Raw genomic sequence first — 24,071 nt, 5'->3', positions numbered from 1 at the left:
CGATGCATTGAGCGCCAACGCCCGTAAAGTTACGGCCGTTAGCCACGGCTGTCAACGGTTGCACGGCGACCCGCCACGGCGAGCGCGGTGGATGCGGGCGGCGCCGCGGTGAAGACGGGTCGGACCCAGGAGTCTCGGTTCATCGCAGCTCAACGTCGCCCGAGCGCACCACGACCCCCGCAGTCGACTCGCGCACCACGAGCCGATGAGGGGCGGTGATGTGCTGGCGGGCCGGCGCGCCGGCCTGCTTCTCCGGGGTGCGCTGGCCGTGTCCCGTCACCAGTTCCAGAGCGGCGTCGGCGATGACGTCGAACGCTGGGGCCACGGAGGAGAGGCTGGGCGTGCTGTAGCGCGCGTCCTCCGAGTTGTCGAAGCCGATGATCGCCGCTTCGCCGGGCACATCGTGTCCACGGGAGAGCAGGGAGCGCTGCGCGCCGAGCGCCAGCTCGTCATTGAACCCGATGACCGCATCGAAGCGCGCGCCCCGGTCGAGGAGCTCGTGGATCGCATGCTCTCCGCTCTCGCGATCCCAGCGCGGGGCGGGCGCGAGGAGCGCCGGGGCGATCTGCGCACCGTGCATGGTGGCAGCGCGGCGACAGCCGCGGACCCGCGCCTCGGCGACGGCGCGATGGGCGAGGCCGAGCAGGACGACCCGGCGTCGTCCCGTGCGGAGCAGGTGCTGCATGGCGGTGCTCGCCGCGTCCGCATTGCTGATCGTGATCTGGGCGACCCGGTGCTGGGGCACCCCCTCCCCCAGGAGCACGAACGGGACCGTCGACGAGGCCCGCCGGATGTCGTCCTCGCGAAGACCGTGCGCCGCGATGATCAGCCCGTCGGCCTGATGGCGCGCCATGTCGATCGCCGCGAGCTCGCGCTCGCGCCGTCCGCCCGTGGTCTGGACGAGGACCCCGAGGCCCCGGGCGGCCGCCGTGGCGATGACCTGCTCTGCCAGCTGTGCGAAGTAGCTGAGCCCGAGCTCGGGCAGCGCCAGGACGAGCGCACGGGGTCTGCCGGTGCGCAGCTGGCGCGCTGCGGGATGCACCTGGTAGTCGAGCGCGCCGACCGCCTCCTCCACGCGCGCACGCGTCGAGGCGGAGACATGCTTCGCGCCGGTGAGCACATTGGACACGGTCTTCACCGACACGCCTGCTCGAGCGGCGACGTCACTCATGATCGGGCGCCGCGCGACGCGGTCGTCCCCGTGCTCGGTGCCACCTGCGCCCGAGGCGTCCTGCGGGGCGCGAGCGGTGCGTCGCGCCGGGTCCGCCGACGCGCCCGAGGGAGCCCTCTCCCCGGGTGGCGAGGTCGGCGCCCCTTCCCCTCGGTCCGCACGATACTCCGCCTCGGCCCCGTGCTCAGCACCGAGCTCCGACCAGACCAGGGCGCCATCGCGGGGCCGTGCGGCACGTACCGCGCGCACGGCCCGCCCCAGAGCCGCCCCGGACCGGGATCGGTGCGCGGCCAGGGCGAGCACGTCCAGCACCCTGAGCCACTGCGAGAAGGTGTCCACCGCGGCGATCTCGCCGCCGTCCGTGCCATCGGTCGGCGGCGTGATGCCGGTGCAGACGAGCTGCGCCCCGGATCGCACGAACGCCTCGAGTGCGGCCCGCACCTCGAGATCGGCCGACGGGGCGCACTCGCCCACGCGACCCGCGCCCGACACGCTCCCCGAGGGGTCCACGAGGCGTTCCGCGTGCTCGCGCACCGCGCGGGAGAGCGCCACCGACGGCGTCGGCGCGGAGGCGGAGGGTCGCGGCGCTCCGCGCTCCGAGCCGCCCGGCGCGAAGGCGAGCACGGCCCGCGGCGGATCGAGGACCAGCCCGACGATGGTTCCGGCGGTGACCGTGAGCCCCGGACGGCCGGGCAGCCGCACCCCGCCGCCGCGCGCCGGGCTCACGTCGTAGAGGCTCCAGGCCCTCGAGACCGACGAGGCGCTGACGCCCAGCGCCGCCCCGAGCGACCGCGTGGTCCACCGGAAACTCCGCGCTCCCGACGAGGACGGGGGCGGCTCCAGCGTGCGCAGGACGATGTGCCGCGGGTCAGCCACGGGCGGGCGACCTCCACGCGGACGATCTCCGAGGCAGTCCACCCCTTCCGACTCGTACCTCGCCCTCCACCGGATGACGGTTCCGCGACTGGTCGACTCCATCGTCGCGATCTCAGCATTCGAGAATCCCTGCGCCGCGAGCAGCAGGATCCCTGCCCGCCGTGCGACGGCCGGCGCCGCCCTCCTCACGGCGGACGAGAGCACCTCTTCGTCGCCCGAGCGCAGTCCGAGCGCTTTCGCAGGTCCCCGTCCCATCCGTCCCCTTTCCGTCTTCTGTTCCGCGACAGCATTGTTGCACGAATACTGACACATACGTCGTACGCGAGCGTGGCACATAGTGTTTCTGCCTGGCCTTTTTCTGCCTCTTGAGCATTGACGGCCCGTTGCGCACCGCATACGGTCCTCGCAGTACACCGATGTACCGGGTGGAGGAGCTGTGATGGAGAGGATTCCCCGACGGGGCGCGCTCGCGCTGTTCGCCGCCGGCGCCGCCCTGACGGCGAGCGGCTGCGCACGATCCTCGACACGCGGCGGCGTCGCTCACGGCGAGGCGGGCTCCCTGCAGTGGTGGGATCACTTCGACCCCCTGAAGTCGGCACTGACCGGACTCTTCGACGAGTTCGAGGGAAGCGCCGGCGTCGCGGTCGAGCGGACGGTCTACAACCCGGACAGCATGGGGCAGGCGCTGCAGCTGGCCGAAGGCAGCGACCAGCTCCCCGACGTGTTCACGAATCTCTTCGGCGCACCCTCCGCGTCCCTGGTCGATCGGGGCACGGTCGCTCCCGTGGAGCTCAGCGACGGGGCGCGCCGCGGGCTGGAGGGGTCGCTGTTCGAGGGAGTGCACACGTTCGACGGGAAGATCTTCACCGTCCCGATCTTCAGCCATCGCCAGAACTCCACCCTGACGTGGGCGAACTCCCGGCTGCTGGAGAAGGCCGGCCACGAACCGGAGGATCTGCCGGGCACGTGGGACGACTTCCGGACCCTCTGCAGCGACCTCGTGGCCTCCGGAACGGAGCATCCGTGGGTGGCGCCGCTCGCCCACTCGGATCGGATGCAGGAGCATCTGGTGGACCTCGCGCAGTCCGCCGGTCAGAGCCTGGCGATGGTCGGATCCAGCGGGAACGGGATCACCGACGCCAGGACCGGGGAGTTCCCCTTCGCGAACGAAGGCTTCCTCGAGGCGTTCGCCTTCCTGCACTCGCTGATATCGGATGGCTTCATGCTCCCCGCGTCCACCTCTCTGGACGCACGGGAGGCGCGCGTGCGCTGGGCGTCGGGCGAGGCCGCGATCTTCCTCGACGGCCCCTGGAACGCAGGCGTCCTGAACGGCCAGTTCGCCGAGTTCATGGAGGGTGTGCGCGTGTCGGGCCCGCCCTCTCCCGACGGGCACGGACTCACGGCGCGGCCGCCCGCCGACGGCCAGTTCTGGTGCGCGGGGACGTCGCACCACCGCGAGGAGGTCGGGGAGCTGTTCTCGCTGCTGACCCGGCCGGAGTTCGCCGTGGCGCTCGCCGAGAACATGGATCAGCCGCCGGCGGACCCGCACGCCCTGGACAGGGCCGAGGTCCCCGCTCTGTACTCGCGCGCCGTGCGGCTGCTCGAGGAGAACGTGCGCACAGCGCCCAGCCCCGTGGTGCGGAACCCCGCCGTGGGCTCCGTGATCGCGGAGATGAACGACATCCGGCCCGACCTCGGTGACATCACCCAGGGGTACCTGGGCGGCGATATCGATGACCTCGGGAAGGAGCTCACCCGCTTCAACGATCGTCTGTCGGCGGAGCGCGACCGGGCGATCGACGTGGTCAACGGCGCCGGTGGGGACGTGTCCGTGCAGGACTGGATCTTCGAGGAGTACAGGAGCGGCGATGACTACGATGTCACGGACTACTGAGCCGGGAGCCGCGAGAGCGACTCCCGCCGCCGCGCGCACGGTCCCGAGGCGACGCCGGCCCTCCCTTTGGATCTACGTATTCCTGGCGCCGACGGTGGTGCTCTTCGGGATGTACACGGTGTGGCCGAGCGTCTCGAGCCTGGTGTACTCGACGCTCGAGTGGCGCGGACTGGGCCTCGAGCGCTCCTTCACCGGCCTCGAGAACTATCGGCGCCTGCTGACGGATCCGCTGTTCTGGAAGTCCCTGTGGATCACCCTGCTGATCATCGTGGTCACGGTGCCCCTGAGGGTGGGAGCGGGGCTCCTCCTCGCACTCGTGCTCAACAATCCTCGGCTGCCGCTCGCCGGTCTTCTGCGCACCGCGTTCTTCGTGCCGGTCGTCGCGACCACGGCGATCGTCGGCATCGTCATGGGCTTCGTCCTGGACCCGTCGGCGGGCCCGATCAACGAGGTGCTCTCGATCTTCGGCGCCGGTCCTGTCGATTTCCTCGGCAGTTCGCGGACCTCGCTGTGGGCGGTCATGGGCGTGCACGTCTGGAAATGGCTGGGCGTCACCCTGATCTACTGGCTCGCCGCCCTGCAGACCGTTCCGCGCGAGCTCCTCGAAGCCGCCGAGACCGACGGAGCGGGGCCCGCCGCACGGCTGCGCCATGTGACCCTGCCGCTGCTGCGTCCCTTCGCGGTGATCATCGTGGTCCTCACCGTCATCGAGACGATGCAGATCTTCGACCTGGTGGTCACGATGACGGGCGGCGGCCCGTACTTCTCCACCCTTGCCACCGAGGTCTATATCTACGACACGGCGTTCGGCGCGGCCAGACCGGATCTGGGCTACGCATCGGCCATCGGGGTCGCCTTCGGCGTCCTGACGGTCCTGCTGATGGTGCTGCTCACGCTCGTGATGCGACTGGCACAGCGACGACAGGAGCAGAGATGACGACCACACAGGCACGGGAGCCCTCGCGGGACCTCCCCGCCCGTCGAGAGCCCGGACGCAGCCACGGCCGACCGATATCGGATCCGAGAACCCGCGGCCGCGGGCGGCGGCGTTTCGGGAGATGGGCGCAGACCCTCGTCCTGGGAGCTCTGGGCCTGCTGTGGATCTATCCGCTGCTCTGGGTGCTGGCGGCCTCGTTCAAGGATTCTCTCGACATCTTCTCGGGCGGCCTCGGACTGCTCCCGGACTCCTGGCACCCCGAGAACTATCTGCGGGCCTGGCGGGACGCGAACTTCTCCGGGTACATGCTCAACACGGTGCTGATCACCGCCGGCAGCATCGTGCTGGTCGTGGTGCGGTGCGCGATGGCGGGCTACGTGATCGCACGCTTCAGGTTCCTGGGGCGCAGGGTCGTCCTCGCGGTGCTGGTGGCGACCATGTTCATTCCCACCGGACTGTTCGTGGTGCCGGTCGTAGAGCTCAGCGACCTGCTCGGACTGTTGAACACGCGGACCGGCCTGGTGCTCGCGATCGCGGGAGGCGGGAACGTCGCCGCGGTGCTGCTGTACGTCGGCTTCTTCTCGCGCGTCCCGAAGGAGCTCGAGGAGGCGGCGGTGATGGACGGAGCGGGCTTCCTGCGCGTCTTCTTCCGGGTCATGCTGCCGCTGTCGGGACCGGTGACGGCCACGGTGGTGGTGCTGACGTTCCTTGCGAGCTGGAACAACTTCTTCCTGCCGCTGGTGTTCACCTTCAGCACTCCGCAGAACCGCACGCTCGCCGTCGGCATGATGGCGTTCCAGGGGACCAACTCCACGGACTGGGCGGGGCTGGCCGCCGCCGCGTCGATCTCCCTCGTGCCGATCGTGCTGCTGTTCCTGCTCCTGCAGCGCTACTTCGTCGAGGGGATCGCCGGTGCCGTGAAGAACTGACCCGCATCATCCTGCTCCTGCGCGAGACGACCGCGCCCCACTCCCCCTCGCCCGCTGCCGGATCCGATGTCCGCAGCGGCCCGGAACGACAGCCCCGGAGGAACCATGCCCCGTCCCAACATCCTGTTCCTGTGCACCGACCAGCAGCGCTTTGACGCGCTCGGCGCCGCGGGCAACGAGCACATCCGCACCCCGCACCTCGATCGTCTGGCCGCGCAGGGCGCGCGGTTCACGAACTGCTACACGCAGTCGCCGATCTGCGCTCCCTCCCGAGGGAGCCTGATGACGGGGCGGTACCCGCGCCACCACGGCCTGTGGGCGAACGGCGTGGACATGGACCCCGGCGAGCAGCTGTTCACGAAGACCCTCGCCGACGAGGGGTACGACTGCGGTCTCGCCGGCAAGCTCCATCTCGGATCGGCGTTCGACGGGAGGATCGAGCCGCGTCTGGACGACGGCCTGCGCGTGTTCCGCTGGGCGCACGACCCGTACCTGCGCTCGGCAGGCAACGAGTACCACCACTGGCTGCGGCGCACGCATCCGGACCTGTTCGAGAGCGCCGTGGCGCGGCGCGAGAGGTCCATCGACTCCCTGCCGCAGGAGGCGCACTACTCGCACTGGGTCGCCGAGGAGACCATCGAGTTCCTCGGTCACTCGCGGCAGAAGGATCGTCCCTTCTGCTTCATCTCGAACTTCTTCGATCCCCATCACGGGTTCGAGGCGCCCCAGCGGTTCCGGGACCTGTACGACGCCACTGCGCTGCCGGCGCCCGTGACGATCGAGGACGAGCTCGCGACCAAGCCTCCGATCTATGCCCAGGAGTCCGCGAAGTCCTACGCGGGGCACATGCCGGGGTTCGACGACTACTCCCCCGAGGATCTCCAGGAGATCAAGGCCCAGTACTTCGCGATGGTCACTCTCGTCGACGAGGAGGTGGGGCGGATCCTCGATGCCCTCGAGCGCGAGGGGCTGACCGAGGACACCTTGGTGGTCTTCACGAGCGACCACGGGGAGATGCTGGGCGATCACCGCATGCTGCTCAAGGGGCCGATGATGTTCGACTGCTCGGTGAAGGTGCCGCTGCTCGTGCGCTGGCCCGGGCGGATCCCCGAAGGCATGGTCGCCGACGAGCTCGTGGAGTGGATCGACCTGACGCGGACTCTGCTCGCGGCGGCGGGATCGGACGGGCTCCCGCGGGCGCAGGGGCGCGACCTCGCGCCGCTGTGGTCGGGCGGTCGGTTCGATGATCGCGACTGGGTGCTCTCGGAGTACCGCGACGGCTGCTGGGCGTACGACCCTCCCGTGCAGACCACGATGGTCCGCCGGGGCACGTGGAAGATCGTCGTGCACCACGGGCGTCCCTCGACCGACCGGGAACGCACCGGGGAGCTCTACGACCTCGCCGCGGATCCGGACGAGCTGCACAACCTGTGGGACGAGGCGTCAGCACGGGAGACACGAGCGGAGATGCAGGCGTTCCTGCTGGACGTGCTGGTGGCGACCGAGGATCGGTCGCGGGAGCGGTTGGCGCCGTTCTGAGGGCACCGGTGCATCATCTCGGGACGAACCCACCGACGCGGCCGACGGCTCCGGATCGTGTGCTCCACAGGGGGTCCGGACTGCGCCCGGCAGCGTCCTACGGAGGCGGGCTCAGTGCGCCGAGTGCAGCTCGCCGACGGGGACGACGTCGGCGAGGATGTTGCCGGACGGCGCCAGCGGGCACGCCCACATCGGGTCGTACGCGCACGACGGGTTGAACGCGAAGTTGAGGTCGAGCACGAGGTCGTCGCCGTCGCCGAGGTCGGCGCCCTTGATCGTGTCGATGAGGTAGCGACCGCCGCCGTAGGTCGTACTTCCGGCTCCGGCGTCCTTGACCGGGCCGAACACGCCTCCGCCATAGCCGGTGTGGGACCAGACGTCGAGGGTCCCTCTGTCCGCGAGCCGGACGAACCCAAGACGTTCGAAGGTCACGACACCGTCGGTGCCGGTGGTGACCGCGAAGGACTGCGGCGGCGCGGGCTCGATCCGGGCGCGGAACCGCCACCGGGGGTCGTAGTCGGCGACAGAGAGCCCGCGGAAGGTCGCGGCGTCCTCGGGCAGGAGCGGGGAGGCGGGGTGGTGCGCGAACAGCCGATCGCGCTCGGCGCGCCAGAGCCGATGCCCCGTCTCGGGGTCGGCGGCCTCGCGCACGCGGCGGTAGAGGTCGAACACCGTGCGCCGCCAGTCGACGGTCGCGAGGAGGTCCGCGGGATCGGTCCGGTGGAGGTCGGTGTGCTCCGGTGATGGTGTCAACGCGATGCTCCCTCCTCGGTGACTGCGCCGCTGATGCGGGGCGGCGCGCCCCCTGGCCGGTCGTCGGCGCCGTGGTGCCGGCGCAGTGTTACCGGTGCCGCGTCGGCGCGTCCCCGGAACGACCCGGAAGCGCCGCGGAGGCCGTCCGTCGTGCAGCGGCTTCCGAACCTACCGCAGGCGGCCGATCTGCGCCGCCGCGTCGTACAGCGCGCGGTGGGCCGGTCGCAGCCGGGCATACGCCCCCGCGGAGGCCTGGTCCGGGTCGGTGAGGTCGCCGTCGCGCTCGGCGAGCGGAGCGATCCGGTGCGGGAGTCCGAGGGCATCAGCGCCCGCGATCGCCGCGCCCAGCAGGGTCGCGTCGACCTGTGCGGTCTCCGGCGTCCGGGCATCGGCTTGCTGGCCGTCGCGCTCGATGCTGTGGACGGGTCGGCCGGTGGCGTCGGCCAGGATCCGTCGCCAGGGAGCAGAGACCGCTCCCCCGCCAAACACGGTGAGCAGGGCATCGCCTGGTGGACTGGCGGCGTCGCCTCCGGCTGGGGCAACTCCGTGTTGCGCGGGCTCGAGCGCGTGCGAGAGGGCGAGGGCGAGGCCCTCGAGGGTCGCGGCGTACAGGTCGACGGGGCGGGTCGTGGGGTCGAGGCCGAGCACGGCGCCGCGCAGCGCGTCGTCCCGCACGGGGTAGCGCTCCCCGCCGAGCGAGGGCAGCACGAGCAGTCCCGTCGGACCGCGTCCGTGCTCGCGCTCCCGCTGCTCCAGCAGCGCGTCGGCCCCGGCGGGCGAGGCACCGCGCAGAAAGGTCTCGCGGGCCCACGCGGCGGCCGCGCCGGCGGCGAGGACGGCGGAGATGCGGAGCTCCAGGTCACCGAGCGCGAGGCGGTGGGAGGCGTCAACCGACGAGGCGCGCTCGGCTGGCACGTCGCGGATCCTTGCGATCCAGCCGCTCGTTCCGAGGGAAGCGTGGTCGCGTCCGGGCGCGGTGCCGGTGACACCGATGGCCGCGGCGCCCGCATCTCCGGGGGCGAGCAAGATCGGGATGCCGGACGGGAGGCCGAGCAGATCGCGGGCACTCTCGCCCGTGCGGCCGACGACCTCGCCGATCCCGCGCGTGAGGCGCGGCAGCAGGACCGGGTCGATGCCGGCCGCGCGGGCGACGGCGGGCGACCAGTCGCGAGTGCGGGCATCGAGCAGACCCGTCGTCGAGGCGGTGGTCGGGTCGCACCAGGTGCCTGCGCCGAGGCGGCGCGCGAGGTGGCCGGCGGGCCCGAAGGTGATGCCGCGGGCTCGGCCGACGACCTCGGGCTCGACACGCACGAGTCGCCGGAACATGGCGGCGCAACTGCTCGCGTCCTGCTGGTTGCCGGCGAGTACGTCCCAGTCCTCGCCAGCACGGTCGAGGGCCTCGCGGATCTCGCGGGCCTCGGTGCTCGCGCGGAGGTCGGTGTAGAGGACGGCGGGGCGGACCGCGCCGTGATCGCCGCTTGCCGAGCTCTCGAGGATCAGGTCCTGCATCTGGCCGGTGAGGCAGAGCGCCGCGACGTCGGCCGATCGCGGAAGCACCTGCGCGATCGCCGTGCGGGCCGCGTGGATCCACTGCGCGGGATCCTGCTCGGAGCCGCCGTCGGGCGTCGAGGTGGTGGGGTACGGAGCGCTGGCTGTGGCGAGGGGCCGGCCCTCGAGGTCGATCAGCGCCGCCTTCGCGGAGGACGTGCCGAGGTCGAGGCAGAGCAGCGGAGGCATGGGGACAGGGTATGGGGCGAGGTCGAGCTCCAACTCCCCCATCAGGCCGATCGTTCCTTGCGAGTGAGTCATCTCGGCGCCCAGGGCCCACAATCTACCGATCTCGCGGCCACTCACCTCCTCGGCTACTTTGGGAAGGCATCGTCAGCTATCAGTACCACCCCGAGGTCGAAGGAGACCACCATCGCCCGCACCCGCGAGCAGCGTGAGAGATCGCTGCTCGATCTGCTCAACGAGGCCGACGCGCCGTTGTCCGCGCGGAGGCTCTCGGCCGCCCTCGGGGCCGCTCCGCGGACCATCCGGGACGACGTCGCACGGATCAATTCGACGGCGCCATCTCCCGCGATCCTCTCCGATGAGCGCGGCTATCGGCTCAGCCGCGACGCTCTCAATCGACAACGTGCGCTCCCGCAGGTCGGCGGGATCGCGGACGGCGGCCCCCAGGCACGTCTCGACCAGGTCCTGCGCACGATCATCAGCGCGGAGTCGACCGACGTCTATGAGCTCGCCGAGTCGCTGCACGTCAGCGACTCCACGTTGGAGGGGGATCTGACCAAGGCAAGGGCGATCCTCAAGAGTCACGCTCTGACCTTCCGCCGGCACCGTGACCGACTGCGGGTCAGCGGTACGGATCGGGATCGGAGGCGCCTGCTGCGCTCGTTGCTGTTCAGTCGCGAGGACGGTGCGCCCGTCGACGTGATGGCGGCAGTGCGGAAGGACCCCGAAGGTCTGCTCGCCCTGCTGCACGGGGCGGTCACCGGCGGACTCGGCGCCCACGGCCGCGAGATGAACCCGTATCTGCTCTCCGACCTCCTCGTGCACCTCGCGGTCTCCATCGAGCATCGCGAGCCCGTGGACGATCCGACGCCACCTGCTGCACGAGCATCGACCTCGACCTCGACCTCGACGACAGCGGACGATGGGGTCGCCGCCGACGTCATGGCGCGGATCCGCACGGCAACCGGTGTTGACCTGCCCGCCGGAGAGCTCGACATCCTGAGCCAGGCAATCACCACCGGAACCGGCCATCCTTCAGCGGATCCGCAGGGAAGGTCGCTCGACGACGACTTCATGATGTGCTTCGACGATGCACTCGACACCGTCGCCCGCGAGTTCGGCCTGCAGTGGGGGCGCTCCAGCTCGCGGACCGCCCTCGCGCGCCATACCCGACTGCTCGTCGAACGGGCACGTGCCGGTCGTCAGATCGAGTCCGCCTTCGGCCATGACTTCCAGCGGACCCTTCCGATGGTCCACGAGATCACGGTGCATTTCGTCCATCACCTTGAGCGGCGGACGGGACTGCGATTCACCGAGGGAGAGATCGAGCTGTTGTCCCTCCATCTGGGAACCGAGTTCCGATTCCAGGTGGAAAGCGGACCACGCGTCACGATCACCCTTGTCGCTCCCCGGTACGGAACCGTCACCAGCTCGTTCGCAGACCGCCTGGGCGTAGCGGTCGACCCATCGGCCGTCATCGAGCATCGGATACAGGACGCCGCCCGCCTGGGGACGATCACCTCCGACCTGGTGGTGACCACAGTGCCCCTGCCGGAGCTGAGCGGCACTCCCGTCGTCCGCGTCTCCCCGCTGCTCACGGAACAGGATCTCCAGGCCGTGCAGCGAGCGCTTCGTCTCGAGCAGGACCGACAGCGCCGGGACCGCGCGCGAGCACGGCTCGTGAGGCTGCTCGACCCGGCGCTGTTCCTCCGCGACGCATCCGTCCGCACTGGCGAATCGGCGATGCGTCACGGGGCTTCCGCGATGCACGACGTGGGCGCGGTACCCGCGTCCTTCGAGACCGATGTTCTCGAACGGGACCAGCGCTCCCCCACCGCCTTCCCAGGACGCTTCGCCATCCCGCACTCGCTGAGACACGACGCCGTGCGCACCACCATCTGCGTGCTCACCTCTGATCGGGACATCGATTGGGCTGGAACGCCGGTGCGCCTGATGATGCTGTTCTCCATCGCGCCCGACGGACTCCCCGCCTTCCGGGATGTCCTGGAGCTTCTGATCTCCGTGCTGTCCGACCCGGAGAACGTCCTGCGACTGGCGGCGCTCGGCGGGGACTTCGACGCCTTCCTGGATCAGCTCCTGCGCCTTCTCGAGTAGATCTCTGCCGGGGGTGCGGCAGAAAACTTGCCTGGTTCCCACGGGTCGCGGGCTCTGATCATGGGAGCACCAGCACAGGGACGTGTTCGAAGGAGAAGGATCATGGCTGATCTGCGCGTGATGCTCGTCTGCGGCTCAGGAGCCAGCAGCGGGTTCATGGCAAGCAACATCCGCAAAGCCGCATCATCGCGGGGTCTCAGCGTGGAGACGTTCGCGCGAGGCGAGAGCGAGATCGAGAACTACGTGTCGGAGATCGACGCCCTCATGATCGGCCCGCATCTCGCCTACCTCTTCGAGGAGGCCGATGACTACATCGGAGATGCGGACGTAGCCGTGGTGCTCATGCGCCCCGACTACTACGCGGCGCTCGACGGGGATGCGGCGCTCGACCACCTGCTCGGCGCGTTCACCGAGGACGACGGGGCGAGTGCGTCATGAAGGGCTTCATGCACTGGCTCGAGCACTCGTTCGGCCCCCGCCTGAACGTCGTCAACAACAATCCGTGGATCGTGTCCCTCAAGGACTCGGTCATGCAGACCCTTCCGTTCATCTTCCTGGGGTCCGTGTTCGCGATGCTCGCGGTCCTCAACGACTACATCTCGTGGCTGCCGAGCTTCTGGGTGCCGTTCGGATGGACGATGGGGATGATCGGCCTGTTCGTGTCGTTCCTTCTCCCCTTCAACCTCATGGAGAAGTTCAAGCTGCGCAAGCAGCGTCAGATCGCAGGCCTCACCGGCATCGTCGTCTTCCTCATCTCGGTCACCCCGCAGGTGCTGAAGGCCGACGAGCCCGGATTGCAGCACGACGCCCTCGGGGCCGGCGGCATGTTCGTCGCGATCGTCACCGGCCTGTTCGTCGGCCTCGTGATGAAGATCTTCGGCTCGTTCACGTTCTTCAAGGACGACTCGCCCGTGCCGGACTTCGTGCGCGCCTGGTTCGACTCGATGCTCCCGATCGCGCTCACCGTCGTCCCCATGTGGCTTCTCGTCCAGGTCGCAGGCTTCGACCTGTTCGGAGTGGTGCAGTTCGTCCTGAGCCCGCTGTCGAGCATGCTGCAGAACCCGCTCGGTCTGATGGCGGCCATGTTCATCACGTGCTTCATCTACTCGATGGGCATCTCCGCGTGGGTCCTCACTCCCGTGATCATCCCCGCGCTCTACGCGGCGGACGCCCAGAACGTCGCCGGCACGGCGGAGAACTTCGCGACCTACTCGTCCATCTACGCGACCTACCTCTGGGTGGGCGGCATCGGCGCGACGCTCTCGCTGGCACTCTTCATGGCGTTCCGCGCCCGCTCCCGCTCTCTCAAGGCACTCGGCAGGGCGAGCCTCGTCCCGAGCATCCTCAACATCAACGAGCCGATCATCTTCGGCACCATCGCCTGGAACCCGACCATGATGATCGGCATGTGGCTGCAGGGGCTGATCCTGCCGCTCATCATGTGGTTTTTCATCAAGGTCGTACCGCTGGCACCGGTGCCCACCCGCTCCTTCGCGCTCTGGTACACGCCGTTCCCCGTGGCCACCTGGCTGTCCACGAGCTCGCTCGGCGCCATCGTGCTCGTCGCGATCATCTTCGTCGTCTCGGGCCTCATCTGGTTCCCGTTCTTCCGGGTCCACGACCGAGAGACCCTCCGCAAGGAGACGGCGGCAGCGGCCGCTCAGGCCGCCGCTCCGCCCTCGGACGGTCCGTCGGCTCCTTCCGCCGGGGCGCGCGCCGACAACGGAATCCGCCGCTCGTCCAAGCGGCTCTCCCCCGCGCTGCAGGCCGCAGCGAAGTCCTCCACCACGAAGGGTGATGCGTGATGACCGACCCCGGTATCCCCGTCGGCCCGGAACCAATGACCGCCGGTTCGTTGGTCGAGACCGCCATGACCATCCTCATCGAGTCCGGGAAAGGACGCTCCTCGGTCTATCGCAGCCTGCGAGCCGTCGAGTCCGGCGACTTCGGCGCGGCCGCGGAGCACCTCGCCCAGGCCCACGAGGAGCTCGAGGTCGCGCACAAGGTCCACACCGACACCATCCAGGCCGAGGCCTCGGACAAGCAGACCGACCATTCCATGCTGTTCAGCCACGCGCAGGACACGATGATGACCGCCTACAGCGAGTACCGCATCATCAAGCGCATCCTGCCCGTCCTCAGCAGCTTCGACGACCGCCTGACCGCACTGGAGGAGAACCGATGACACGCACGGACACGCAGGCTCAGGGCGCGGATGCCTTCCCCGACGACTTCCTCTGGGGAGGCGCGATCGCCGCGAACCAGGCCGAGGGCGCCTGGCAGGAGGGCGGCAAGGGCTGGAGCCTCGCGGACATCAATGAATACCGGGGCGATGTCCCGCCCGAGAAGCGCTCCAACAAGGAGATGACGAGCGATCGCGTCCGCTTCCACCAGGAGGACGCGGAGGGCCGGTACCCCAAGCGCCAGGGGATCGACTTCTTCCACACCTTCGACTCCGATCTCGAGCTCCTGGCCGGCACCGGGATGAACGCCTTCCGCACCTCCATCAGCTGGGCGCGGATCTTCCCCGAGGGCGACGAGACGACGCCGAACGAGGAGGGCCTGGAGTTCTACGACCGCCTCATCGACTCGATCATCGAGCACGGGATGGTGCCGGTCCTGACGATGTCCCACTACGAGATGCCGCTGGCACTGACCCAGAAGTACAGCGGGTGGTACTCACGGGAGGTCATCGGCTTCTTCGAGCGCTTCGGGAAGGTGCTGCTGGACAGGTACGCGGACCGTGTGAAGCACTGGATCGTCGTCAACCAGATCAACCTCATCACCCATGAGTCCTTCAACCACCTGGGCGTCGCCGCGGACAAGGTCGAGGACCTGCCGTCGGCCAAGTACCAGGCCGTGCACAACGAGATGGTCAGCGCCGCGAGGATCACTGCCTACGGCCACAGCCTCGGTAAGAATCTGCAGTTCGGCGTCATGCTGTGCCACACGCTCGCCGACCCCATCTCCCCCAAGCCGGAGGATCTGTTCGCTGCCACGCAGCAGAACCAGATGCAGTACTTCTTCGCGGATGTCGCCCTGCGCGGGCGATACCCCGGCTACGCATGGCGCCACTTCCGCGACCGCGGGATCACGGTGGAATTCGGAGAGGGCGACGCCGAAGCGCTCGCAGAAGGCACGGCCGATCTGCTGACGTTCTCCTACTACTACACGAATGCGATCGATGCTCAGACGTGGGAGGGCGGCGAGTACGACGGCTTCCGGAACCCGCACCTCGAGGCCTCCGAGTGGGGGTGGACGAAGAATCCGCTCGGACTGCGGCGCGCCCTCAACGAGTACTGGGACCGCTACCAGGTGCCGATCATGATCACCGAGAACGGCTTCGGGTCACGGGACGTCCTCGAGGCCGACGGCACCGTGCACGACGACTACCGCATCGACTATCTGCGCGAGCACGTGCGCGCGATGCGGGAGGCGATCCAGGACGGCGTCGACCTGCGGGGCTGGTTCCCCTGGGGGCCGATCGACATCGTCTCGTGCTCCTCGAGCGAGATGAGCAAGCGGTACGGGTTCCTCTACGTAGACCTCGACGATGCCGGCAACGGCAGCGGTCGCCGCATCCCGAAGGACTCGTACGCCTGGTACCGGCGGGTCATCGAGAGTGGTGGGGCGGAGATCGACTGACGCGCCTGTAGACTCCAATCTCGGGCAGGCACGCTATCCCGGTATTCGGGAGCCTGTCTGCCCGAAAAACCCCACCCTTCGCTCTACCGCGCCCCGTTGGCACGGCGTCCTATCGCCTGCGGCAACGAGCCACAAATGCATGACGGACCCGTACAGCCCAACACCGTATGCCAGAATTCGACATAGAGACGCCCGGATCATGCGATGCCAAAGAATGCAATTGGCGACGTAGAGAATCAACCCTTCTCTTGGCCGCCATCAGCTCTATTGAATCAATCCGGTAAGTCGCCACCACTTGCCGCGCACGAGTCTGTAAGTAAAACACCAACGCCCCCGTCTGGCAGACTGCACAAATAATCGCAACGGCAACCGCCGTCGACACCCCCATTCCATCGTGGGGCATCACTGACACCCAGATCGACGAGAGCGCGGTCGAAACAAATCCCACCAAGAACGTAACGGGCACCACCGCGCCCCTGGCGGGATAGTCTGCAGCCATCGCAATCGCCAATCGAATCGAAAATTCAAAAGACGGCGACCGTCGACGGCCAACACCCGCACCCGCACCCGCACCCGCACCCGCACCCGCGAGTAGCTTATTTAGGTGCGGCGACGCCTTCTTCCCGAAAACAATCCCGACAGCAGAACGCCCCCTACCCGCCTCCCACGTTCGCAAATTGCGCTCAAGATCAGTGAAGTCAAGGTCCTCAACAACATTGCCCCGGCCCATCAGTACTGCCACTCGATTGATCGCCGCCGGATGACACGCAAGGTCTCTTGCGCCTACCCGAGTTCTTTCCACGAGCACAATCAGACCCAAGAGGCATAGCGCGCCACCAACGACCAGCAAGAGCAGGTAGTCGACGCCCCGAACGCCAAGTCGTGAAGCGAATGGTGACCGAAATCCCTCGTTCACAAAACTGGCTGCGAGACTGACGATGAACCCAAGAAATGCCGCCGCAACAGCAGGCAAAACAATGTCCCTTGTCTGGATCGCGCGGCCTCTGATTTGCGAAAACGATTCACGCGCCGGAACCCGCCGCGGCGTCATCATGTTCGCAATCCCGCCAACGGCGAGCACAATCGAATAGGAAGCCGTTGCCGCAACCACGATCATCCACACCAACATGGACACGTCCTTCCCGTGCACATCGTCACTTCTCAGCGTCGCACACCCATGAAGTGCGCGACGCATCGAGGATGGCGACTGCCCACCCCAACTGCCGAGCACCCCAGCACTCCCAGACTTCATCTCGCCGACTCCCGGTGGGCCCCTGGCCCTCCCCTCCCCCTCAGCAGCCCCGCGGGCCCCTGACTCTGCCGTCATAACCCCCTATGCTTCGCGGCTTCCAACACGTTAGACAAGTGCGACAACAAGTCCTTGAGATCGTGCCGGAATGTGAAACATTCGCGTGCGCGCGGTGCTCGGCGAGGCCGGGATGGTCGAGTTCAGTTTCCACCGCGGAGTGCTGGAGCGCGAGAAGATGCCCCCGACGTCGTTGGGCACGGACGTCGCATCCCACCCACTCGACGAAGATCGACGCCCACACCCCGTCGATCGCCGTCTACGTGCCGAAGCAGCCCATCGCACGGGGCGAGAACGAGGTCTCGACCGTCGTGATGATGGCCTTCAGCAAGGACAGCCGCAAGGAGTTCGGCGAGCTGTTCGAAGCGCTGATCCGGGCGCTGTCCAAGCGGGGGAACGTGGAGCGGCTCGCGAGGCGGGCGGGGACGTATGAGGAGTTCATTCGGGGGCTGTTGGAGGTGATCTGACCCTTCCGTTCCAGGGCGCCGCACGCTGAGCGGCAACCGCCCAGAACGCCCTCACACCCTCCCGCACAGTCCACGAATGCTGTTAGGTTCACCATCATGTCGACAGAGCGCACGATCGAGGCCCTGAGAACCTTCATGGCTGAGCGCGACTGGGGCCAGTTCCACTCCCCCGAGAACCTCGCGAAGTCGATCTCGATCGAGGCCGCCGAGCTGCTCGAGTGCTACCAGTGGGACGGTGATGCCGACCGCGACGAGGTCGCCGGCGAGCTCGCCGATGTCCTCACCTACGCGCTGCTGCTCGCGGACAGGCTCGAGTTGGACCCCGAGCAGATCGTCCTCGACAAGCTCGAGCGCACCGGTCGGAAGTACCCGGTCGAGAAGGCGAAGGGACGGAGCACGAAGTATGACCGCCTTTGAGATCGAGGAGCTCCGCTTCACTCCCGAGTCGGTCGAGGAGACCAGGGGACGCGTTCCGCGGTTCTCGAACTGGCCGGTCGTCTACCTCATCGAGGATGGCCACGACATCTACGTCGGCGAGACGGGCAGTGCCGACCGTCGGATGCGCCAGCACCTCAAGTCCGAGCAGAAGCAGCACCTCAAGGAGGTGCGCATCGTCTTCGACAAGCGGTTCAACGGCTCCGCCTGCCTGGACCTCGAGTCGCTCCTCATCCGGCTCCTGGGCGGGGACGGCAAGTACGAGGTGCTGAACCGCAACGAGGGCATCACCAACCAGGACTACTTCCAGCGCAGCGAGTACAACGACACCTTCAAGGAGATCTTCGAGGAGCTCCGCAGCCGGGGCTACTTCGAGCGCTCGATCCCCGAGATCGAGAACTCCGACCTGTTCAAGCTGTCCCCGTACAAGGCGCTCAACACCGAGCAGGGCGTCGCCGTCCTCGACATCATGGAGGGTCTGGTCGAGGACCTGCACCATCCCGAGGTGCGCACCATCGCGGCGATCCAGGGCGATCCCGGGACCGGCAAGACCATCGTCGGCATCTACCTCATGAAGCTCATGCGCGACCTCGCGGTCTTCGACCCGACCGACGAGGTCGAGGGCGACTCGATGTTCTCCGACCTCTTCGTCGAGGGGAACCGCGACCTGTTCAGCGGCCTGCGCATCGGGCTCGTGATCCCGCAGAAGTCCCTGCGCAAGTCCATCAGCAGGGTCTTCAAGAAGGTGCCTGCGCTGCGCGATGCGGAGGTGCTCACGCCCTACGAGGTCGCCGACGCAGAAGAGGACTTCGACGTCATCGTGGTCGACGAGGCCCACCGCCTCACCCAGCGCGGTGCTCAGGCTCATGGCACGCTCACCGCGCGGTACGGCGAGATCACCCGTCGCCTCTTCGGCGAGGACGACCTCGCGATCAACCAGCTCGACTGGATCCGCAAGCGCTCCCGCCACACGATCCTGCTGCTCGACACGGCGCAGAGCGTACGGCCGATCGACATCGAGCCCGAGGTCTTCGAGCGCGTGCTCACCGAGACCAGGGAGCAGAAGCGCCTGTACCCCTTGGACACGCAGATGCGTGTGAAGGGCGGCAAGGAGTACCTCGAGTTCGCCCGCGCTCTCGTCTCCGATGACCCGCCGTCGGAGCTCCCGGATCTCGGGGATTACGAGTTCGAGCTGTTCGACGACCTCGGCGCGATGCACGAGAGGATCCGCGAGCGGGACGCCGAGTTCGGACTCGCACGTCTCGTAGCTGGCTACGCCTGGAAGTGGCGCAGCAAGGGCAAGAGCGGTCTGCACGACATCGAGCTCGACGGCGTCGCCTTGGACTGGAACGTCTCCGACGTCGACTGGATCGCCTCGAAGACCTCGCTCGAGGAGGTCGGCTCGATCCACACCGTCCAGGGATACGACCTCAACTACGCCGGAGTCATCATCGGCGGCGACCTGCGCATCGACCCGGAGACCGGACGCCTCGTCGCCGACCGCAAGAACTACTTCGACGCCAAGGGCAAGGCCAACAACACGATGCGTGGGCAGAAGACGTCGGACGAGGAGTTGCTGCGCTACATCACCAACGTGTACCGGGTGCTACTGACGCGAGGGATGCGGGGGACGTACGTGTATGTGGTGGACCCCTGGCTACGTGAGAGGTTCCAATCGATTGTCCGAGGAGCTGAGCAAACGGCACAGGAACCTGCTCCCATGACCCAGTAGTCGGAGACATGACGACAGCTGACGCATACCACGCAGACTCTCAAGCATTACCGGGACGACCCCAGCGTCCTCAGTTCCACCGATCCACGAAGCTGGATCATAACGGGCCACGGAATCCGCCGTGACTTACCCAAAGCCTTCCCCGGAAGAGGACACAAAGCCCCGGACAGACCGCACGAACGGACTCTACGGTCCTGCTGGCCGCACTGAGTCCGTTCCAGGTCGCGCCTCGATCGTCGACTCGGCGGCCGCTATCAGCGACAACAGGACCTGTGCTCAAACTGCAAGACAACTACCACCCGAACCCGCGAGACTCTATATTATACCCCTCGACATTATACCCCTCGACGCAACCCAATGGAGGGCAAGTGGATCACAACTCTTTCGGAACATTCCGCGACTTCAGTGCGCGAATAAAATTTGCACTGTCGCCCAGTGACCCTTCTGTCGAAATGAGACCGCTCGCACTGTTGCTCGGATCCGGAATTTCAACCCCCTCCGTCCCGGGCGTGGAGAAGATCGCAATAGCGATCAGAAAGAGCCTGGACGTCGGGGACCGGCAAGAATACGACGAATATCTCAGCGCCGCGTCATCCTCCGGAGAGAAGTATCAACGCGCATTTCAATTTTTATCTCTACGACGCCCGCGTGAATACCTGGACCGAATAATTGCAAGCGCCGTCCTTAGTGCATACAAAAAAGATGGCAACACCCCAGAAAGGCGCCTCAATGGAGAGGAATTGTACGCTGCCGAAATAGACACAGACAGCTGGATGTTGCCTCCAGGGCAAGCTGCACTGGGAAGAATTTGGGCTGGCCTTCCGGCTCACCTTCGAGGCCCGGTTATTACCACGAATTTTGACCCGCTGTTTGAAGTGTCTCTGCGCAGAGCAGGAATGCCCGCCTCGACTCACATAATTGACAGGGATGGGAGCCTCCAGCAAGCTCCGCAACTGAGTGAGAGCGCCGCCGTTATGCATATCCATGGATTCTGGCGCGAAGGTGCAACGCTAAGCAGAATGAGCGAGCTTTCTGGTGCGCGACCACTCTTATCTGCTTCTTTGCGGGCACTGCTGACTCGCCATACACTCATAGTCCTTGGCTACTCGGGATGGAATGATGTCGTCACTAATGCCTTGGATGCAGTGGTCTCGGAGGCGTCGCGGGACACGCTTGATATTCTCTGGTGCAGTTACGGACAAGCGCCCAATTTGAGGACGACCATAGACGACAGTCGCGTGTTGTCGCGCTTGGAGCGCTCCCCCTCGGTCACCTTCTATTCTGGCTGCGACGCAAACGCGTGGATCCCCGATATCGAGATGTCCGTTGCCGAATATCTGAGATATGGGGACAACAGCCGATCGAGTGCGAGTCGATCAAGCATCACAGGTTTCGACCTTGTCGACCCCGCACAACACGGCGATCAATCCAAGCAAGACCTCGAATCGAGGGCCCTTTCCTTCCTGGACGGCAGGGAACCCGCCATCCGCGACGGCTTTAACCCATTAATCGCGTCTCTAGACGCAGTGCCTACCGCGCACAATCAACTAGCCGCCAGAATTGCCAACGGGGTTCCGACATTAACCTTCATTACAGGTGCGGCCGGCGAGGGCAAGTCGACAGTTGCATGCCAATTGGCGGCCCGGCTCTCAAAAGTTGATGCAAACGCCGTCCTCTACTCAAGGAATGAGAAGTTTTCTCCAGATGCTGTTCTTACGGCGTCCACGAATCAGCAAACCGTGATTGTGCTCGACCACGCCCATGAGTCCTTCGGGCAGCTACGCGCACTTGCACAGAAGCTCAACGACGAGTCACCGCGCCCCCTCCACATTATTGCGGTCGCCAGGGATACGGATTGGGCATCCGTCGGGGGTTTCCGGTTTCCATGGGCGAGGTATCTGGACTACAAGTCGTACCGATTGAAGGGCCTCACACACCTCGACGCGAGCTCGATCGTCCGCTCGTGGGAACAGCTTGGCGAAAGGGCACTCGGCGATCTAGCATCAAAGCCGAGTTTTGATGCCAAGGTGAGCGAGCTTATCCGGCTCTCGAGATCTGGAGACGGGGAGAGCAGCACACTCTTCGGGGCCTCGCTGGAGATCCGCTACGGCGGAGGTTTGAGATCGCACGTTAGAGAACTTGTCTTACGGCTCTCCGATATACTTTCAGATGCCCCTTCAGCCAATTCTGGTGTTCGTGAGTCCTCACTTGCCTACCCGCTTTTCCTTGCGTCGATTCCACAGATCTACGGTAACGCAGGGGTCCCTAAGAGAGTGTTGGCCAGGGCGCTCGCCCTATCCAAAATTGAACTCGATACTCTTGTCTTACGCGCACTGGGCGACGAGGCCCCTTTGTCGGTCTCAGGATCGCACGTGTATGCGCGACACAGGGCAATCGCTGAGGCGATTATTGATGTCTCCGCCGAAGAGGGCTTCTCGCTGGGCGACGCGGTGTCAAGGCTCGTTAAAGCGGCGGTGTCTCTTATCGAGGAGGATGGCTACAGTCCAGAATTGATTGACGTGGCGTATATCTCAAGGAACATCCCTGACAGAGAACTGGCCACCCTAGCGGCCGAGGCCGCCTACGACGAATGCCCCGCCCGCCTCTCCTATTCCGCCAGGTTGAGCAGTTCGTACAGGCGAGCGGATCGAGTCGAAGACGCAATCGATCTCGGCGAGCACGCTATCTCTACTTCATGGCAGGCTCCTGACCGGGAAACCTCGTTGCGCATCGCTCTCAACGAGTACGGCGTGGCATTAGGATCGAAGGATCGCTTCGTCGAAAATGTTCATTACGGCCTCTTGAGTATTGCCGATATACCTGGAGTTCCAATCCACAGCGCCTCGGATATGGAGTACCCCCTCAGTTGCCTCGGTCTCGCTGGATGCAACGCCTGGGAAACCACGCAAAACCACGGATTCGCATCTGGCGTGGCATCCGTTCTCTTTTTGATCGATGAACTCGACCTCGTTGGCGTCAAGCCCGATTGGGCTCGCCGTTATAGATCGGTCGTTCGCCACTCTGGCGAAAAGTGGGTCACAAATGTCGATGAGGCCATCGCGGGACTTGCAGGCATGGTAGATGCATCGTCTGAAAGCTTCGCAACCGAAGTGGTTCGTGGCCTCCCCAAAAAATTGCACTTTTCTGCGCTCGAAGCGGTTCTTTATGATCTTTCTGCGCGGTAACCGTGACACTCCATTTTGTTCTAACTAGAGGTAGTGAAATATGACCTGATAGTGAGGGCACTATATTGACACATGACGGCAGGATGGGTGGATATCTCGACATTGACCCGACGTGAGGCGATCCGTTCCGCGACATAACTCGGCATCCGCTCACGCCACTGGAAGACAGCGCCCGGTTGCGCAAGCGCTCGAGAGGAGGCGACCGGACGCGAGGCTTGCCTCGGAGTTTCGTTTTTCACACCACGCCCTCGAAGTGTGTTTCTCATTTCCGGTGTCCAAGTGGTGGCGGCGTCGAAGCCCGTACCTTGTGAGGGCCCCGAGGGACGGGGTCTGGTCGCTCGGCCGGGTATGGCTTTTCTGCCCTGCCATTGATGATCCGGGGGTGTTGCCGCCCGGTCGGGAAACACGCGTTGACCGCCGATGGGGGGGGGGGGCACGGTCCAGCACAGTCTGAGGTCTCTTCGTAACGTGGGTGTCGGCATCGGGTGTCGTGACTGCGACCAGCAGCGATGCGTTCAAGGAGGGACAGCATCATGGAGGCCCGATTCGCGGTTGTGATCGGCCTGGACGTCGGGAAGAGCGGGCACCACGCCTGCGCTCTCGACCCGGACGGGAACCGTCTGTTCGACAAGCCCCTCGTCCAGGACAAGGCCGAGCTTCGAGAGTTGTTCATCAGCCTGCAGGAGCACGGCGAGGTGCTGATGGTCGTCGATCAGCCCAACACCATCGGCGCGCTGGCGATCGAGGTCGCCTGGGACGCGGGCTGCACCGTGGCCTATCTGCCCGGGCTGGCGATGCGGAAGGCCGCGGACCTCTATCCGGGCAGGTCAAAGACTGATGCGCGCGATGCGTTCATCATCGCTGACGCTGCCCGGGCCATGCCCCACACGCTCCGCAGCGTCGATCGTGACAGCGAGGTCTTCTCCTCGTTGAAGGTCCTTGCCGGGTTCGACGAAGACCTCGCTCACGAGACCACGCGGGCATTGAATCGCATCCGGACCCTGCTCACACAGATCCATCCCGCGCTCGAGCGGGTCTTCGCCGGCAGCAGCCTCTCCACAGCGCTGGTACTGGACCTGCTGGAGAAGTTCGGCGGCCCCACCGGGCTCAACACGGCTGGTCGGGGCAGAGTTCTGAGGTTCGCGCGCTCCCACTCGCGCCGCGATCCGGAAGCACTCATCGACCAGATCTTCACGGCGCTGGGCGAGCAGACAGTGACAGGGTGCCGGCGACCGCGGCGGTCGAGCTCGTGATCCCCAGAGTGGCTGGTCAGGTGAGGGAGCTGAAAGAGCAGCGAGTCACGGTCGCCCGCGAGGTCGGAGCCTGTCAATCTGTCTGTGTAAGTGGTGGTGT

General features: G+C 66.3%; 17 protein-coding genes and 2 pseudogenes. 14 read left to right on the top strand and 5 right to left on the bottom strand.

Going from position 1 to position 24,071, the window contains the following annotated elements:
* Positions 1-139: 139 nt before the first annotated feature.
* Complete coding sequence (locus tag FHG10_RS00090) at positions 140-1,897, bottom strand: LacI family DNA-binding transcriptional regulator (RefSeq protein ID WP_227488009.1); 1,758 nt, start codon at positions 1,895-1,897, stop codon at positions 140-142.
* A gap of 24 nt (positions 1,898-1,921) precedes the next feature.
* A pseudogene (locus FHG10_RS18480) lies at positions 1,922-2,302 on the bottom strand (helix-turn-helix domain-containing protein); the annotation flags it as partial.
* Positions 2,303-2,486: 184 nt separating this feature from the next.
* On the opposite strand from FHG10_RS18480, the gene FHG10_RS00085 reads away from it, so the two are divergent.
* From FHG10_RS00085 to FHG10_RS00070, 4 genes are all read left to right on the top strand, one after another.
* On the top strand, positions 2,487-3,941 hold the full coding sequence (locus tag FHG10_RS00085; RefSeq protein ID WP_152351321.1) for an ABC transporter substrate-binding protein: 1,455 nt from the start codon (positions 2,487-2,489) through the stop codon (positions 3,939-3,941).
* Between the two features lie 94 nt (positions 3,942-4,035).
* Entirely contained in the window at positions 4,036-4,878 is an 843-nt protein-coding gene (locus FHG10_RS00080) for a carbohydrate ABC transporter permease (protein ID WP_227487926.1), read from the top strand.
* A complete protein-coding gene (locus FHG10_RS00075) occupies positions 4,875-5,807 on the top strand; it encodes a carbohydrate ABC transporter permease (RefSeq protein WP_152351320.1) in 933 nt (310 codons plus the stop codon). Before FHG10_RS00080 ends, FHG10_RS00075 begins: the two co-directional genes overlap by 4 nt.
* 105 nt (positions 5,808-5,912) lie before the next feature.
* On the top strand, positions 5,913-7,346 hold the full coding sequence (locus FHG10_RS00070; protein WP_152351319.1) for a sulfatase-like hydrolase/transferase: 1,434 nt from the start codon (positions 5,913-5,915) through the stop codon (positions 7,344-7,346).
* Between the two features lie 111 nt (positions 7,347-7,457).
* On the opposite strand, the gene FHG10_RS00065 is transcribed toward FHG10_RS00070, so the two are convergent.
* Both FHG10_RS00065 and FHG10_RS00060 read right to left on the bottom strand, forming a co-directional pair.
* Positions 7,458-8,099, bottom strand: coding sequence for a DUF1684 domain-containing protein (locus tag FHG10_RS00065; protein WP_152351318.1), 642 nt, complete (start codon positions 8,097-8,099; stop codon positions 7,458-7,460).
* 168 nt (positions 8,100-8,267) lie between these two features.
* The gene (locus FHG10_RS00060; RefSeq protein WP_152351317.1) at positions 8,268-9,836 is read right to left on the bottom strand and encodes an FGGY family carbohydrate kinase; all 1,569 of its coding nucleotides are present in this window, start codon (positions 9,834-9,836) and stop codon (positions 8,268-8,270) included.
* A 63-nt stretch (positions 9,837-9,899) separates the two neighbouring features.
* Between FHG10_RS00060 and FHG10_RS00055 the strand changes: the two genes are divergently transcribed.
* The 5 genes from FHG10_RS00055 to FHG10_RS00035 all read left to right on the top strand — a co-directional run bounded on the left by FHG10_RS00055 (position 9,900) and on the right by FHG10_RS00035 (position 15,593).
* Positions 9,900-11,948 carry a BglG family transcription antiterminator gene (locus tag FHG10_RS00055; RefSeq protein WP_152351316.1) on the top strand — a complete coding sequence of 683 codons (2,049 nt, stop codon included), beginning with the start codon at positions 9,900-9,902 and terminating at the stop codon, positions 11,946-11,948.
* Between the two features lie 102 nt (positions 11,949-12,050).
* Complete coding sequence (locus tag FHG10_RS00050; protein ID WP_152351315.1) at positions 12,051-12,386, top strand: PTS sugar transporter subunit IIB; 336 nt, start codon at positions 12,051-12,053, stop codon at positions 12,384-12,386.
* Complete coding sequence (locus FHG10_RS00045; protein ID WP_152351314.1) at positions 12,383-13,753, top strand: PTS sugar transporter subunit IIC; 1,371 nt, start codon at positions 12,383-12,385, stop codon at positions 13,751-13,753. Before FHG10_RS00050 ends, FHG10_RS00045 begins: the two co-directional genes overlap by 4 nt.
* Entirely contained in the window at positions 13,753-14,133 is a 381-nt protein-coding gene (locus FHG10_RS00040) for a PTS lactose/cellobiose transporter subunit IIA (RefSeq protein ID WP_152351313.1), read from the top strand. Before FHG10_RS00045 ends, FHG10_RS00040 begins: the two co-directional genes overlap by 1 nt.
* Positions 14,130-15,593, top strand: coding sequence for a glycoside hydrolase family 1 protein (locus tag FHG10_RS00035; RefSeq protein WP_152351312.1), 1,464 nt, complete (start codon positions 14,130-14,132; stop codon positions 15,591-15,593). The genes FHG10_RS00040 and FHG10_RS00035 overlap by 4 nt, the downstream gene beginning before the upstream one ends.
* Before the next feature lie 109 nt (positions 15,594-15,702).
* On the opposite strand, the gene FHG10_RS00030 is transcribed toward FHG10_RS00035, so the two are convergent.
* Positions 15,703-16,722, bottom strand: a complete 1,020-nt coding sequence (locus FHG10_RS00030) for a hypothetical protein (RefSeq protein ID WP_152351311.1) — start codon at positions 16,720-16,722, stop codon at positions 15,703-15,705.
* 440 nt (positions 16,723-17,162) lie between these two features.
* Here FHG10_RS00030 and FHG10_RS18420 point away from each other — a divergent pair, with 440 nt between their 5' ends.
* The 5 genes and pseudogenes from FHG10_RS18420 to FHG10_RS00005 form a co-directional block, all read left to right on the top strand.
* On the top strand, positions 17,163-17,366 hold the full coding sequence (locus FHG10_RS18420; RefSeq protein WP_193636132.1) for a hypothetical protein: 204 nt from the start codon (positions 17,163-17,165) through the stop codon (positions 17,364-17,366).
* 96 nt (positions 17,367-17,462) lie between these two features.
* On the top strand, positions 17,463-17,783 hold the full coding sequence (locus FHG10_RS00020) for a nucleotide pyrophosphohydrolase (protein WP_152351309.1): 321 nt from the start codon (positions 17,463-17,465) through the stop codon (positions 17,781-17,783).
* On the top strand, positions 17,770-19,533 hold the full coding sequence (locus FHG10_RS00015; protein WP_152351308.1) for a DUF2075 domain-containing protein: 1,764 nt from the start codon (positions 17,770-17,772) through the stop codon (positions 19,531-19,533). Before FHG10_RS00020 ends, FHG10_RS00015 begins: the two co-directional genes overlap by 14 nt.
* Before the next feature lie 452 nt (positions 19,534-19,985).
* Entirely contained in the window at positions 19,986-22,718 is a 2,733-nt protein-coding gene (locus FHG10_RS00010) for a P-loop NTPase (protein WP_152351307.1), read from the top strand.
* A 533-nt stretch (positions 22,719-23,251) separates the two neighbouring features.
* Positions 23,252-24,071, top strand: a pseudogene (locus FHG10_RS00005) (IS110 family transposase); the annotation flags it as partial.

This window comes from Brachybacterium subflavum, assembly GCF_009299795.1.
Classification (GTDB): domain Bacteria; phylum Actinomycetota; class Actinomycetes; order Actinomycetales; family Dermabacteraceae; genus Brachybacterium; species Brachybacterium subflavum.
This window is presented reverse-complemented; position numbering and strand designations above follow the sequence as displayed.

Coding starts and splice junctions, on each gene's coding strand:
- FHG10_RS00085 (WP_152351321.1), top strand. CDS start 2,487: ATGGAGAGGATTCCCCGACGGGGCGCGCTCGCGCTGTTCGCCGCCGGC.
- FHG10_RS00020 (WP_152351309.1), top strand. CDS start 17,463: ATGTCGACAGAGCGCACGATCGAGGCCCTGAGAACCTTCATGGCTGAG.
- FHG10_RS00040 (WP_152351313.1), top strand. CDS start 13,753: ATGACCGACCCCGGTATCCCCGTCGGCCCGGAACCAATGACCGCCGGT.
- FHG10_RS00060 (WP_152351317.1), bottom strand. CDS start 9,836: ATGCCTCCGCTGCTCTGCCTCGACCTCGGCACGTCCTCCGCGAAGGCG.
- FHG10_RS00010 (WP_152351307.1), top strand. CDS start 19,986: ATGAGACCGCTCGCACTGTTGCTCGGATCCGGAATTTCAACCCCCTCC.
- FHG10_RS00030 (WP_152351311.1), bottom strand. CDS start 16,722: ATGTTGGTGTGGATGATCGTGGTTGCGGCAACGGCTTCCTATTCGATT.
- FHG10_RS00050 (WP_152351315.1), top strand. CDS start 12,051: ATGGCTGATCTGCGCGTGATGCTCGTCTGCGGCTCAGGAGCCAGCAGC.
- FHG10_RS00075 (WP_152351320.1), top strand. CDS start 4,875: ATGACGACCACACAGGCACGGGAGCCCTCGCGGGACCTCCCCGCCCGT.
- FHG10_RS00015 (WP_152351308.1), top strand. CDS start 17,770: ATGACCGCCTTTGAGATCGAGGAGCTCCGCTTCACTCCCGAGTCGGTC.
- FHG10_RS00045 (WP_152351314.1), top strand. CDS start 12,383: ATGAAGGGCTTCATGCACTGGCTCGAGCACTCGTTCGGCCCCCGCCTG.
- FHG10_RS00070 (WP_152351319.1), top strand. CDS start 5,913: ATGCCCCGTCCCAACATCCTGTTCCTGTGCACCGACCAGCAGCGCTTT.
- FHG10_RS00035 (WP_152351312.1), top strand. CDS start 14,130: ATGACACGCACGGACACGCAGGCTCAGGGCGCGGATGCCTTCCCCGAC.